The sequence below is a fragment of the Aliamphritea spongicola genome (assembly GCF_017051665.1).
In the GTDB taxonomy this organism is placed as follows: Bacteria; Pseudomonadota; Gammaproteobacteria; order Pseudomonadales; family Balneatricaceae; genus Amphritea; species Amphritea spongicola.
Map to the genome: position 1 here is coordinate 135,217 of NZ_JAFIDL010000005.1, position 13,769 is coordinate 148,985.

Here is a 13,769-nt window from a genome sequence, read left to right on the forward strand (position 1 = left end):
AATGGTGTGAGTCTTTTTTCAGCGTTAAAGTCGATGTTTTCAGGCAGTTCAGCACCTGCTGAGCCGGTGACAGAAAGTTTTCCACCGGTCGAATATGAAGGTTATACGATTACACCGACACCACAGCAGGAAGGCAGTCAGTACCGTATCTGTGGTGAGATCACAAAGGGTGATCAGTCGCACACCTTTGTACGGGCGGATTTATTGCCTTCAGCGGAGTCCTGTCGTGATGAGATGGTACGTAAGGCCCGCCAGATGATTGATCAGCAGGGCGATGCCATATTCTGATAGCCGCCGGCCGGTTCAGTAGCTGTAATCGGCCAGTGATTTTGTTTTGAGTAGCTGCTTCAGTTTGCTCAGCGTTTCCAATGTTGTCTCTGTCAGTAATGCGTTATAGATGAACGCAGGCACATTTCCACCCGGGTCGGTCCAGGCCTCATACTCAATACGTGTTTTATCGCCCTTACCGGTAATGATCCAGCGGGAATCCGATGCGGTGACCCGCAGGGTGCTGTCCTGTTGAGGGTGTTCAGCATGGCAGTCCTTAAGCTTGATAATGATTCTCTCTGGCTCGAACTGTGTGGTCACGCAACTGATAATATCCCTGTCTGTAAACGGCCAGGGGCTATCGAGTGTTGCCCGGGTCAGGAAGCTTCTCGGGGAATATATTTCCAGGGTTTCAATACTTCGCAGGTGGCTGAACCATGTGGGGGTGAGTGGCAGGTCACTGATTACTCTGAAAACCAGTGCCGTAGGTTTACCGGTTATCATCTGTGCTTTGACCTGCTTGAAGGCACTGTTTTCATGTTTAGTGAGGGGGTAATCATGAAGGCTGACGATAATGCTGCCATCGTCAATAGAATGTGCCGCGGGTTGTTTACTGATGCTGCTGCACCCTGTGACGGCCATTAGCAGTATTAATAGTCCTGCCAGCCTGGCTAGGACTTGAGCCGTGAGTCCGGAAGCATCACTTGTGTTCATGGTTTCAGGTTACCCGCTATTCTCCTGCTGCTGTCGCTATAGATTGTAGCGCAGTTGAAACTTTATCCAGTAACGGATCCAGACCTTCTGTGTTATGGCGCTCGGCAATATAGGCCGGATCATTGTGGGTTATCCAGGTCTGACCCTGCTGATCTTCCCATACCAGATATTTCTGTGGCAGGTCGATAGCGGCTGTCTGGCTGTTCTGCATAACCGGTGTACCGGCTTGCGGGTTACCGAAGAGGAGAAGAGTGGTTGGGCGCAGGGTTTCGTTTATTTTTTCTGCGGCTGCAGCATGATCAACTTTGGCAATTACCGCCATTTGTTTTTCTGTGATCTGCAGTTCCAGACGTTCAATTGTATTTGCGCAGCTATGGTTGCTTGAGGTGTGTATTAACCCCTTAGATGCTGAGTGACTCATGTGAATATACCTGAACAGTTTACGGAAGCGGGAAATGCTAAGGTGGTGGAAGAATCTTCACTATGTCCGATACACCATTTTTTATGTCAGTTAAGCCTGCCTTCTGGCCTGCTCGGTACCGGCTGTGTCAGTATGTTACCGGATTAAATCTGAGCGATGATATGACGTTACAACAGAAGCAATGGCTCATAAATGCAGCTTTACTGCTTGGTTTGCTGGTTTCCCCGCAGGGGTTCAGCAGTTCTCCGGAAACGGTACTTATACCGGGAGGCAGTTATCAGCTTGGCTGTTCCGTGGGGGACAGCGAGTGTGATACTGATGAAGGTCCGGCCGGCGGTGTCAGGGTGACAGTGAACGATTTCCGTATCGGTATCCATGAAGTTTCCGTTGGGGAATACCGTGCCTGTGTGGATGCCGGGATATGCACGGTTCCGTTTGATTACCGCCGGACCCACTACTGTAATTATGGTGCGCCGGGGCGTGATAACTATCCGCAGAACTGTGTTAACTGGGAACAGGCGCTGCAGTATTGTCAGTGGCAGGGGGGCCGCCTTGCTTATGATGTTGAATGGGAATGGGCAGCCAGAGCAGGTTCCTCTGCTGAGTTTCCATGGGGTAATGCACCAGTGGACTGCTCCCGTGCGGTTATTGATCCTTTTGCGCCCGGTAAAGCTGATACAGAAACAGATGGCTGCTGGCGTGACCTGACCTGGCCCCGGGGGAGTTTTCCGCCGAATGATTATGGGTTGTTTGATATGATAGGCGGTACCAGTGAATGGCTGATGGACTGGTATCATCCCCGGGCACACCGCGAGTATTATGCCAAAGGGATGCTAACCGGCCCACAGGAAGGTCAGCGCAAAGTGGTTAAAGGTGGTTCCTGGGATGAAAAACCACCGGCCCAACGGGTATCAAACCGCTTTGCCAAGCCGGTGACAGGCAATCCTGATTTATACGGTTCAAACGGCATTCGCTGTGTCTATCCGGCACAATAAAGTAAATAGGATCTGAGCATGTTTTTAAGCCGGGAAGAATTCAGCCACTGTTTCACCGACGGTACGGTCATCTTCGACGATATCGCTTCATCACTGAGGGTGCTTGAAAAAAACAATATTCGCTGGCTTCAGCTTGATGATCATTATCTGCAAGCCGCTATGGATACCGGTGAGCCGGCCAGGCCGGTATTCGCCTATGTCCAGGCAATGATGATGAGTTTGCTGCTGGGTAATGAACCCCGTAGCTTACTGAATCTGGGCATTGGCGGCGGGGCTGTTGAACGTTTCGTGACTAAGCACTTACCCGGTTGTGAGATTGTGTCCGTCGAGTTTAATGCTCATGTATTAGCCGCCGCCCATCAATATTTTGCGCTTCCGAAAAACGTTAAGGTTATTGAGACTGATGCATTTGAGTATCTGCAGCAAAGCACTGAACGTTATGATCTGATCTGTGTTGATCTGTTCGGCTCAGATCGCTGTCAGGATCGTCTACAGGAAGAATCTCTCTGGCTTAACCTCTATGAGCGGATGAGTGCTACCGGCTGTCTTACTGTGAATCTCCTGCTGACAGAGCAGGAAGTGCTGCTTCAGGTTGTCACAATTATTCGTCAATATTTTTCACATGTAGTCATCTTTCATATGGAAGATTTTGAGAACGTTGTGATTTATTGTCGGCACCAGCCCTGTACGGCAGCAGCGGTGTTAAAAAGCAATGCGGATGATTTAACTGAGTGCTGGGGGCTGGATTTCAAAACATTGCTGAATCACCTGACGTACCTCCCTGAGCCTATTAGATAAAGCCTGTACCAAGTAAGTAATGATTCACTTTCAGTTACCTGCTTTCAGTTTTTTTCGCTAATGTTAATTGATGAACTCATTCTGGGTCATTCGTTAGAAATACTCTCTTAAGAATTGGCTCTGGCTACCCTATAATGGCTTTGGTTTGTCAATTTGTTACAAGGAGTGGTTTGATGTCTGCTGAAAAATTTCCAACATTGAAAGAAATGGGTATCGAAGATCCGTACGATATCCAGCGTTACTCTTCACGCATCGAAAATGATATCGACGTGCTGAAGATCTATCTGCACCGCCATCAGGGCGAGTGGATGGCAAAGAGCAAGAAATTTAAGTTTAAGCGTGCCCATAAAGCGGTTCCGACAGATAGCGGTTTTGTGCCGTTCCGCGATACAACGGAAGCGTCTCCGTATTTTCTGAAAGCCGTTGCTGAACTGGACCAGTTAGTTGCCGGTGAGAAGAAAGCAAAAGACAAGAAAGAACACTTAATCGAAGAGCTGGATCACCTGGAAAAGGTTGTTGCCCGCAAAGTCGATGAGCTGCGTCGCCGTATCGACGAGCTGTAAACCTGACAAACAGGTTATTTTTCAGCAGATTCAGAAGCGCCGCCCGGCCGCTTCTGAATTTGGTCTGGAAGCTTTAATCAAGACGTAACATATCGTCATCATCATCGGCCGGTGCCCGTTTCAGGGCTGGTTCGGCTGCATCCTGTACCGCTTCACGTGATTCCTGTTCGATACTGCTGGCGGCGGGTTTGCCCTGCTGTTGCTGAGTTTGCCGCTCAGGTGCGGGTTCCTGTTGATAATCGACCGCACAGCTGATCAGCAACAGGCTGATAATAAAAGCAATAAACAGACGTACTGGGCTCATATCCCGTTCCTTTCCATGTCAGATTTCATAAAACATTTTCGATTGCCCAGCGAAACTCAATGCTGCTGGCAACAGAAGGTGTATTTTCAGGGCTGTAGTGCAGGTCAGTAAAGGCTTTATTGGCGATGCACATAGCTTCATAAAACCAGCGGCAATCTTCGGCATTATGGGTCAGTGAACTGAACCGTAAGCCATTGCGGGCAGGTAACCACTGAAAAGGCTCTGCTGCCAGTACCTGCTTGGTGCTGCAGATAAAATCACAGGCTTCCAGATATTCAAGCAACTTGCTGCTTTCACTGCGGGTCTCCGGTGTCAGGGCATTCAGATAACAGGCCAGCATGTTTTGCCGTAATTTATAAAAGGTAAAGGCATCAATATCCGCCTGTATTTCAGTATTTTGCTGCGCCTCTTCCAGCAATGACAGGCTCTGCTGATAAAACTCAATGCCCTGTTGCTGGGCGGTTTTTAATTGTCTGAGCTTGCCGTTTTTCCGGAAAACGCCCAACTGATCCAGCTGAATATTGCCGCTGAGCCAGTAGAGCCTTGCCCGGTACAGAAGCGGCCCGTATTGCCGGGCTTCGTGCAGGTAAATGCTCAGGGCCTGCTGCTCAGCAGCAAGGTCCGGATGACGGGGGTTATTAAACTGGCGGTTATAGAGTCCGATCAGTGCTTCTGCAGACGCCGGGAAAGGGGAGGGGAAACACTGGTCATGAAGCTGCTCCAGAACCTGGCGGATATGTCTGGAGGCTTTGCGGTGTGGCTGACGGTAAAGCCCGTAGAGGGTTTTTTCATCAATCCCCGGCGGATAAATCAGGCTGATTTGATGCAGAAATTCATCCCAGGTCCAGCCCTGTGCTTTCAACCGGTGAATTTTACTGTACAGGTTTGCCATAACATAAAAAATATAAAATCAGAAGCCCGTTTTTATATGAAACTGGTATCAGTACATAGCCTGCTGAAAATTTAGCATAGGTGCTAATACTTTATGCGAGGAATTCAGTATGTCAGTCAGGAAAACACACATTGCGCTGGCCGTATCGGCTGTTGTTATTGCAACCGTTGCCGGCTGTGCCCGGCAGGCGAATCAGCAACCTGTAGTACAGATGCAGCCGGTGCCGGAAGTCATGCAGGAACAGGAAGTCATGAGTGCTTCGAAGATGGTGAAACGAAGCATGCAGGCGGATGCTATGTCCATGCAGGCGCACGTTGTTAACCCTGGGATTTTCCCACCCGGCATTGTTCACCCTGAACCATCCCATGAAAATTATCAGCAGTTTGATAATAACCCTTACCTGTCGCCGCAAAAACAACCGCTGAGTACCTTCAGTCTGGATGTGGATACGGCGAGCTTTGCCAATGTGCGGCGTTTCATTAACGGTGGTCAGTTACCGCCGGTAGATGCGGTACGAACCGAAGAGCTGGTGAATTACTTTAATTATGATTATCCCGAGCCGGATACCGGTAAGCCGTTGTCGTTGGACTATGAGCTGGGTGTCAGCCCCTGGAATGCTCAGGCCAGTTTGTTGAAAATTGCCATGAAAGCCCGGGACGTCAACAGTGATAAAGGGGCAAATCTGGTTTTTCTGGTGGATGTGTCCGGCTCAATGAATGATGCCAATAAGCTGCCGCTGGTTAAACAGTCACTGAAGCTGTTGGTAAAACAGCTGGATGCTGATGACAGGATCAGTCTGATTACCTATGCCGGCAGTGTGAATCAGGTGCTGGATGCAACGCCGGGTAACGAGCGCAGCAAAATTCTGCAGGCTATTGATGCACTGGATGCCGGCGGTGGTACTTATGGCGAAGGCGGTTTAAAGCTGGCGTATAACACAGCGGTGGAACACCTGGTTGAAGGAGGCGTGAATCGTGTATTGCTGGCCACCGACGGTGATTTTAATCTGGGCATGACTGGCATTAAAGAGTTGGAACGGTACATCAGTGAACAGCGAAAGCAAGGTGTCAGCCTCAGTGTGCTTGGCTTTGGTGATGGTAATTACAACGATCACCTGATGGAAACATTAAGTAACGCCGGCGACGGAAACGCGGCCTATATTGATTCCCTGCAGGAAGCCCGCAAAGTCCTGAGCGAACAGCTGACGGCAAATTTCCATACCCTGGCCTGGGATGCCCGTATACAGGTGGAGTTTAATCCTGCGGTGGTGCAAAGCTACCGTCTGATTGGGTATGAAAACCGCCAGTTGGATGATGAGGCCTTTCTGGATGAACGTACCGATGCGGGTGAAGTGGGTGCCGGACAAACTGTTACTGCCCTGTATGAGTTAGTGCTGCAGAACCAGCCGCAAACTTATCCGTTACGTTATCAGCCAGCTGAACAGAGTGCTGAAGACGTTAATGAGGGTGAGCTGGGTTATATCCGCCTGCGCTATAAGACCCGGCAGGGCGGTAACAGTGAGGAGCAGGCGGTGGCCGTTCGTGCTGCAAGTCGTTGTCAGCCGGTTACTGCCTGCAGCCAGGATTACCGCTTTGCTGCTGCAGTCGCCGGGTATAGTCAGAAGCTGCGTAATCATCAGGCGTTATCAGCGTTCAGCTGGCAGTCTCTGGCTGATCTTGCCCGTGACGGCAAAGGTGCAGACCGGTTTGGTTACCGTGCCGGCTTCATTCAGCAATTACAGCTGACGGCGGAGCTTTAAATAAAATTTCCGTAGAGTATCCACAGATTTGAGTCAGAACCGGCCCGGCCTCTATAGCTGTGGCCGGTTTTAGGGGATAATACACAACATAGTGAATGAAAATGATCGAGGTTGTGAATGTCTGAGACTGTGGTCTACGGATTAATTATTGTCGGGCTGGCGATCAGTGCCGGTGCTCTGTGGTTTATTGTGCGTTTACTGGGTGAGCAGAAAGCCCGCAAAGAAGAGAATCAGCGCCGTCTGGAAGAAGTGGCGCAGAAGGCACAGGAACACCGTGCGTATCTGGTGGAAAGTCTTCAGGTCATTGCCCAGACGCTGATGAACGATGAAATGTCTGTGATCGAAGGTTCGATACGGTGCCGGATGCTGCTGGATAATCTGGACCCGCAGCTGTGTCGGCATGATGACTTTGTTGTCTTCAGTGAAGTGTACGAGAAGACCCGGCATATTCCGCGCTTAAAGGAATGGAAAGCGCTAAAAACCAAACAGAAACTGCCCCATATGCAGTTAATGGATGAAGTGGAAAATGAGCACAAAGAGGCCATTCTGATTGCCGCCGGGAAGCTGCGTCAGCATCCGTTTGACCGTTACCACTGATCAGTCATGCAGTTTCTGGCTGTTTTTCTCGTTACCTTACTGTTTCTGCTTTTGCTGATTGCTGCGCTGGTATTTGGCCGTACGCCCACCTACCGGCCGAGCCGGGAATCTGTGCTGGCGCTGTTAAAAGGCGTCAGTGAAGGCAGTACTGATCAGCAGGCATGGGCGGTTTTTCTGGGCTCGCCGATTTTCCATGATGAGGCGCTGGAGAAGATCCGCCGTAACTGTTACGAATTCGATGAAGGCTTAACTGATTTACCGGTTAAGCCCGGATTACACGGTCGCTTATATGATGCCGCCGGCAGGGCATATATTCAGGAACAGGCGGACGAGCTCATCGACATTATTAAGCATACTCCGATCAGCCGGGATTTCTGACCCGGCTTTTTTAGTCCGGGTTTTTAGTCCGGGTTTTTTAATTCATAGCTTAGTCATCTTCAGTATTGTCCTGATACTGATGATGCTCAATCAGACGTTGTAACCGCCACAGGCAGTGCCAGCTGTCTTTTATATTTGCCGCTTTTACGGCCTGGCTTAAATCAATACTGGCCAGCTCCAGTGCCGGCAATTCGAACAGGCCTGCCAACCCGGTAAGCTGGTGGGCATGGTTGCGTAATTTACCGATATCCTGAGCGGAAAATCCCTGTTGCAGGGCTGCTAACTGGCGCAGCAGTTCCGCATGGAGATCTTCCGCACTGAGTTTGTAATTACTCAGATCCGTTGCGCTGGTTTCGTCGTGAGGGCGGGCCGCCGGCGGTAAGCTCCCCTGTTCCTGCTTCAGTAACAGGCGCATGGCATTCAGTAAGCGGGTATCGTTGATGGGCTTATACTCAATGCGGTTAACGCCGGCTTCGTGCAGGGCCTGTTCTTCACTGGAGACAACATTGGCTGTCAGCGCGATAATCGGCACATTCGGCATCAGGCCACGAATCTGCCGGGTGGCTTCAATACCGTCAATCCGGGGCATGTGTACATCCATCAGAATGATGTCAGGCTGATGCTGTTCTGCCAGCTGTATTGCCTGCAAACCGTTAATCGCTTCTGATACTACCGCGCCGGCAGTGCTCATAATCCGGCTCAGCAGTAAGCGGTTGAAGTCATTGTCTTCGGCTATTAATACCCTGGTGCCTGGCGTCAGGGTTGGCAGTTTGCTGACCAGTTGTGAGCGGCCGGATTTGGTTGCCGAGTGGCTCAGCCATTTGCTCAGGTTTACCCGGCGCAGGGGTTTGGTCAGCACGGTAATATTGTGGTGGTTCTGCCCCCGGGTAAGTTCACTGACATCATTGTTCAGTGAAGGCACCAGTAACAGGATATTGCCTTTAAAGCCCCGGAATAACGCCGGGATTTGCCGTTTTTGCTCGCGTGCAGTTTCCGGATCGGCGCTCAGGCCAAAGATCAGCGCACTGTTTGCTCCGGCTGCCTGTTCTATGTAATTACTCAGGTGTTCCAGAGTACGGCATGGATATACCCGCGCCACACTGTTTTCTGCCAGTTGGGCCAGAGCCTGTAAGCTGCTGCGGTGCCGGTCAAAAATAATCAGTTCTTTGGTATGGGTCAGGGAGTGAGCGGCGCTACCTGTCAGCGCGGAGGCGGCTGGCAGGCAGTTTAGGGTACAGATAAACTCGGTGCCCTGTCCGGGCATGCTGTTAAGGCGTATTTCGCCCTCCATCAGTTCCAGCAGTTTGCGGACGATAACCAGTCCCAGACCGGAGCCGCCAAAGCGGCGGGTGATGGATGAGTCTGCCTGTGAAAATGCGCTGAACAGATGCGCCTGCTGCTCCGGATTAATACCGATCCCGCTATCCTGCACTGTCAATTCTATCCGTACAGCGTCCTCTTCACTTTCAAGGCGCTTCAGGCTCACGATTACATGGCCGTGTTCGGTAAATTTGATGGCATTTCCGATCAGGTTTGTAGCTACCTGACGCAGGCGCATCGGATCTCCCAGTACCACCGGCGGAATATCATTGCTGACCTGATAGATCAGTTCCAGCCCCTTGGTTGCGGCGCTTTGTGCCTGCATTTCAATTGCACTGTGAATGCATTCTTCCGGGTTAAACGGAATGCTTTCCAGATGAATCGCATTAGATTGCAGCTTGGCGAAATCAAGAATGTCGTCAATGATGGCCAGCAACATGGTGGAAGTCTGGCTGATAATCCGGCAATGCTCCTGCTGTTCGTAACTCAGATCGGTCTGTTTCAGCAGGCCGGTAAAGCCGAGTACCGAGGTGAGTGGTGTGCGTAATTCATGGCTCATCCGTGCAAGGAACTCGTCCTTCGCCATATTGGCCTGGTCAGCCCGTTCCCGGGCTTTATGCAGGGCATGGTTCTGGGTTTCCAGATATTGCATGGTTTTGCGCAGCCGCTGGGTCGCTTTATCCACCTGGCTTTCCAGTAACTGATTCGAGGCCTGAACCCGCTCTGCCAGCAGGTTAATGCCCCGTTCCAGAGAGCCGATTTCGGCATCAGACTGCTCTGTGGCCCGGGCCGATAACTGCCCCTGCTGGAGTTTGCCGACCAGTTCTGTGAGATCAATAATCGGATCTGTCAGGGTGTGTCCAACCCGGGCTGCCACAATAAAGGTCACCAGAATGCCGATCAGTAATAAGATCAGGGTGTTGATAATGATATCTAGTTGACGCTCCCGCATGGATTCACTGGAGATCGCAATGACAACCCAGCCGAGTATTTCCGGCGCTTGGGGTTCAGAATACTCCCGCGAGTCATCTATCAGAATGCCGGTTGCCATCACCGGTGTGGCGAACAACCAGTAACCGTTTTGCCGGTTGTATGTCGGCGTTGGCCGGGGAATGAACTGGAAGTCGATGTCTGTGGAGCGATAAATCAGTTGTCCTGTCGCGTTAAGGAAGATCACGTCTTTAACGTCGGATTCCTGTATTGGTCCCTTACTCAGGGCTTTCAGTTGGGGTGTCAGTTCTGAAATGATGCCAAACTCCGCTGCCGCGGCCATCAGCCGGGACATGGTGGCGCCCCGTTCAATCAGGGCGGTTTCGTTGTCTGCAATCCGGGTGGAAATAAAATAGCCGGCCAGTATCAGGGTCATCACCAGCAGGGGGACCAGTGTGATGGTAAATACTTTGAGGCGGATGCCTTTTGCGAAACCGTTCTGCAGCAGACTCATCGTTGTTCAACCTCTTTCAGGCGGGCTTCAAGCTGAGAAGGCGCGGGTAATTCAATATTCAGGTTACGGGCTACCTGAGGGTTTGTAATGACGGAAAAATAACGGCTGTAACCGGCCGGCGGCAGGGTGCCTGTGTCATTGTAGATATTCAGAACCTCGGCGGTTTGCTGGCCGATCTGTTCCGGGGTGGAAATCACAGCAGCCAGCGCTCCGGCATCCACATAACTGCGGGAAAAGCCAATCAGCGGAATATGCTGCTGGTAGCTCATAAACAGAATCCACTTGGCGGTTGTCCGGTTGAAAATTGCCTGATCCGGTAATGCCAGGAAAATATCAGAGCGTGCCATGATCGGTTGCAGCATTTGTAACGGATTATCATTGCTCACCAACTCATCATGACTGAGTCTGAAGCCCATTGCCTCACTGGCTGTTTTCAGTGCCGGCAGGTCTTTACCTGTCGTGGGGCCGAGTATTACCCCCAGATTACGCGCGTCAGGTTGTACCGCCCGTGCCAGCGTAATGTGGCGGTAGTAAGGCTGATCAAGAAAAATCGCTGTATGGCCAATTTGCCGGAGCCGGTCGGAATAACGGTTCAGCAAACGCCGGTAACCGGGCTTGGGGATGAAACTGCTGATAATCTGGCTGCCGGCAGGGGCGCTGGCAAAGATATAATCAGCGGCAGCACTGCCGACAGTAATCAGCGGATTAAACTGTCGCAGATAACCGGCAGGGCGCTGACGTAGGTTTTCCAGTGAAATGGTCTGAGGAACAGCACCCTTTGATTGCAGAATAATTTCGCGGTTGACGACCTGATAAGGCTGCTGAGCATTACTCAGGACGATAAGCGCCTGTGCTGCAGCGCTGGCAACACACAGTTTAATAATACATAGCAGGGCAAGCAGGCTAAGTATTATTCTGCCCCCCAAGTTCAGGGGCTTTCTGGTCAGTTCACACCTGTCCATATGCTAACTCTGACAGTGATCGGCAGCACGGCGATAACATTCCGTGGCCGCTTAAAAGCTCAGTTCCAGTTGCACATAAGCCCGCCGGCCAAACAGATTCTCGGCATAAAACTCCTGATATGGCTCATCCAGTAAGTTATGTACGATAAAGTTAAGCTTCAGTGCATTACCGTTCGAATATTTAAAGCCCTTACTGACCTTAATATCCGTACGGTTGTATCGTTCATTCGGTCCACCGCTACTGCCTTCCAGCCATTCCACTTCAGACATATAAAAATGACTCACGCTGAGCTGCAGATCATCCGGCAGGGTAATACTGGCCAGCAGCGAAGCGGTGTGCATCGGCGTTCGGTTCTCTAGTCGGTCAATGTTGTCGGGGTTGCCAACAGTACTGTGACCCCGATTACGGAATCCCCGCACGTGAATATAGCTGTAGTTAAATAAAATCAGCGGGTTATACAGCATGTTGGGCTGGTAACGGATCTGGGTTTCAAAGCCCCGGTTATTCCATTCAGCGCCATTATCTTCAATCCGGTAGCGGTGGTCGCTGCTGGCGGTTGCTGTGGTGAGGGGCCGGTAAGCCGTCTCGATACCGTTATCTATGCGTTCGTAAAACAGCCGCAGATCCATCTGGCTGTTATATTCGGGCCAGTTTTTAAAATATCCCACATCCAGGGTTCTCAGCCTTTCAGGTTCAATATCAGAATTGGCCAGGGACTCAATCTGATAGATTGACGGGGTGCCGGCAGGTAAACCGGCGGGGCTGTAAATGACTGTCTGCAGGTTTGCTTCCAGCAATGAAGGCATTCGGTATGCCTGGCTGACAGAACTGCGTAATCCGCTGGTAGGAGTCAGTTGATAATTTGCTGCCAGGCGCGGTGATATCCGGGTGCCACTGTTGCCGGCAGTGGCATGTTCCACCATTGCGCCAGCATTGAATACCCAGTTACTGATGCCGCTGTATTCCCAGTTACCGAAAATCCGGGTACGTTCTTCACTGACCCAGTCCCGGGTATCCAGTAATTCCAGACTGCGGGCCCGGTTGAATTTGTAGCCGCTGCCAATGATAAATCGGTTGGCTGGTGAAGTTTGTTTCCGCCAGGTCATTTCCAGCTCATGTTGCTCGATATCACCGACTTCAGCCGTTTTTCGAAGAGGGTTCGCAGCAATAAAGTTTGGAATCAGGGCAATCAGTACCGGATCTGTTAATTCCAGAGCCTGCTGAACGGTCGGGATATCCAGTTTGTCGGCATCAAGGTTGTTATAACTATGGGCATAGCGGACTTCAAATTCAGCTTCATTCTGAAGAATACGCTGCCACTTAATATGCTGGGTATTGCTGTGATAGGTGCGTTCTTCCAAATTGGGTGCGCTGTCGAGGTCCCCAACATCGGTGAAGCCTTCGCCGAAGCCCAGGTTAACTGTCAGAGTGTCCTGTAAATTGGGGGTGACTACGGTATTAAAGTTCAGGTACCGGCGGTTTGCTTTATCTTCAAATGTGTCGCTGCCGTCGTTACTGAGCTCACCGGCAGACAGGGCGTAACTGCCAAGTGAGTAACTGCCGCTATGCCGTGCTTCAAAGTTCTGGGTATTGAGGCTGCCGCTGGTATATTTCAGGCTACTGCCGGGTTGGGACAGGCCTGAGCGGGTAATAATATTGATTGCCCCCATGAAGGCATTGGAACCATGGGTGGCACTGTTGGAGCCTCTGACTACTTCAATACGATCTACGTCGTCTACCGTGAGACCCAGAGTGTCCCAGATGACAGTGGAAAACAGCGGTACATAAATAGAGCGGCCGTCGACCATTACTTCCATCTGGGAAGGGAACCTGTCACTCATGCCGTGATAGGCAACCGCCGATGTATTCGTCGAGGTGTGGTAGGCCATCATGCCCGGCACTAAACGGAACAGGTCGGGGATGGTCAGAGCTGACGACGCTTCAATCACGGCCCGGTCAATAACGGTAATGGCAGCCGGTGATTCGTGGCGTTGCTGTGGCAGTCGGGTGGCCGTTGAAATCAGCGGGATATCGGCCAGATAATTCAGTTCGGAGATGGTGTAAGCATCATCGTTATACGCCATGTATTCGTCCGGCGCTGTTTCTTGCTGGGCATGCGCCAATCCGCTTGTACCGAGCATAATCACAGACAGCGACAGCATAACCTGCAGCGTGCGCCGCACAGTAAAATTCAGAAAACCAGGCTGGCGAATGTGTGATTGCGGCATAGCTGTCCGGCGCTTAAGGCAAATAAGAACGTTGTATTTTCAGGTCAGACTTCAGGCTGTATCGGGTGTCCGAAGGTGCCGGAATAATCCTGATTGGCATCAGCTATCCGTGATGCGTCCGGCTCA

14 protein-coding genes are annotated in these 13,769 nt (G+C 51.1%); 7 read left to right on the forward strand and 7 right to left on the reverse strand.

Annotated elements, in window-relative coordinates; genetic code table 11:
* Nucleotides 1–6 precede the first annotated feature (6 nt).
* The gene (locus JYB63_RS15570; protein ID WP_205658819.1) at nt 7–288 is read left to right on the forward strand and encodes an HlyU family transcriptional regulator; all 282 of its coding nucleotides are present in this window, start codon (nt 7–9) and stop codon (nt 286–288) included.
* Nucleotides 289–303: 15 nt separating this feature from the next.
* Here the strand turns inward: JYB63_RS15570 and JYB63_RS15575 are convergent, their stop codons facing one another.
* Nucleotides 304–909, reverse strand: a complete 606-nt coding sequence (locus JYB63_RS15575) for an START domain-containing protein (protein ID WP_205658820.1) — start codon at nt 907–909, stop codon at nt 304–306.
* Nucleotides 910–997: 88 nt separating this feature from the next.
* The gene (locus tag JYB63_RS15580) at nt 998–1,402 is read right to left on the reverse strand and encodes a DUF302 domain-containing protein (RefSeq protein WP_205658821.1); all 405 of its coding nucleotides are present in this window, start codon (nt 1,400–1,402) and stop codon (nt 998–1,000) included.
* Between the two features lie 161 nt (nt 1,403–1,563).
* Here JYB63_RS15580 and JYB63_RS15585 point away from each other — a divergent pair, with 161 nt between their 5' ends.
* The 3 genes from JYB63_RS15585 to JYB63_RS15595 all read left to right on the forward strand — a co-directional run bounded on the left by JYB63_RS15585 (nt 1,564) and on the right by JYB63_RS15595 (nt 3,758).
* Nucleotides 1,564–2,397, forward strand: a complete 834-nt coding sequence (locus tag JYB63_RS15585; protein ID WP_205658822.1) for a formylglycine-generating enzyme family protein — start codon at nt 1,564–1,566, stop codon at nt 2,395–2,397.
* A gap of 18 nt (nt 2,398–2,415) precedes the next feature.
* The gene (locus JYB63_RS15590; RefSeq protein WP_205658823.1) at nt 2,416–3,195 is read left to right on the forward strand and encodes a spermine/spermidine synthase domain-containing protein; all 780 of its coding nucleotides are present in this window, start codon (nt 2,416–2,418) and stop codon (nt 3,193–3,195) included.
* 173 nt (nt 3,196–3,368) lie between these two features.
* The gene (locus JYB63_RS15595) at nt 3,369–3,758 is read left to right on the forward strand and encodes a DUF3461 family protein (RefSeq protein WP_205658824.1); all 390 of its coding nucleotides are present in this window, start codon (nt 3,369–3,371) and stop codon (nt 3,756–3,758) included.
* A 73-nt stretch (nt 3,759–3,831) separates the two neighbouring features.
* Here the strand turns inward: JYB63_RS15595 and JYB63_RS15600 are convergent, their stop codons facing one another.
* Both JYB63_RS15600 and JYB63_RS15605 read right to left on the reverse strand, forming a co-directional pair.
* Entirely contained in the window at nt 3,832–4,062 is a 231-nt protein-coding gene (locus JYB63_RS15600) for a hypothetical protein (protein ID WP_205658825.1), read from the reverse strand.
* Between the two features lie 25 nt (nt 4,063–4,087).
* Complete coding sequence (locus tag JYB63_RS15605; RefSeq protein ID WP_205658826.1) at nt 4,088–4,954, reverse strand: hypothetical protein; 867 nt, start codon at nt 4,952–4,954, stop codon at nt 4,088–4,090.
* Between the two features lie 109 nt (nt 4,955–5,063).
* Between JYB63_RS15605 and JYB63_RS15610 the strand changes: the two genes are divergently transcribed.
* The 3 genes from JYB63_RS15610 (at nt 5,064) to JYB63_RS15620 (ending at nt 7,688) form a co-directional block, all read left to right on the forward strand.
* Nucleotides 5,064–6,713, forward strand: a complete 1,650-nt coding sequence (locus tag JYB63_RS15610; RefSeq protein WP_205658827.1) for a vWA domain-containing protein — start codon at nt 5,064–5,066, stop codon at nt 6,711–6,713.
* A 117-nt stretch (nt 6,714–6,830) separates the two neighbouring features.
* Nucleotides 6,831–7,310 (forward strand): DUF2489 domain-containing protein, encoded by a 480-nt coding sequence (locus JYB63_RS15615; protein WP_205658828.1) that lies wholly within the window; start codon nt 6,831–6,833, stop codon nt 7,308–7,310.
* Nucleotides 7,311–7,316: 6 nt separating this feature from the next.
* Nucleotides 7,317–7,688, forward strand: coding sequence for a hypothetical protein (locus JYB63_RS15620; protein WP_205658829.1), 372 nt, complete (start codon nt 7,317–7,319; stop codon nt 7,686–7,688).
* A gap of 49 nt (nt 7,689–7,737) precedes the next feature.
* On the opposite strand, the gene JYB63_RS15625 is transcribed toward JYB63_RS15620, so the two are convergent.
* The 3 genes from JYB63_RS15625 to JYB63_RS15635 are packed head-to-tail and all read right to left on the reverse strand — an operon-like array spanning nt 7,738 to nt 13,643.
* Complete coding sequence (locus tag JYB63_RS15625) at nt 7,738–10,452, reverse strand: ATP-binding protein (RefSeq protein WP_205658830.1); 2,715 nt, start codon at nt 10,450–10,452, stop codon at nt 7,738–7,740.
* Nucleotides 10,449–11,414, reverse strand: coding sequence for an ABC transporter substrate-binding protein (locus JYB63_RS15630; protein WP_205658831.1), 966 nt, complete (start codon nt 11,412–11,414; stop codon nt 10,449–10,451). Before JYB63_RS15630 ends, JYB63_RS15625 begins: the two co-directional genes overlap by 4 nt.
* Nucleotides 11,415–11,465: 51 nt before the next feature.
* Nucleotides 11,466–13,643, reverse strand: a complete 2,178-nt coding sequence (locus JYB63_RS15635) for a TonB-dependent receptor plug domain-containing protein (RefSeq protein ID WP_205658832.1) — start codon at nt 13,641–13,643, stop codon at nt 11,466–11,468.
* Between the last annotated feature and the right edge of the window lie 126 nt (nt 13,644–13,769).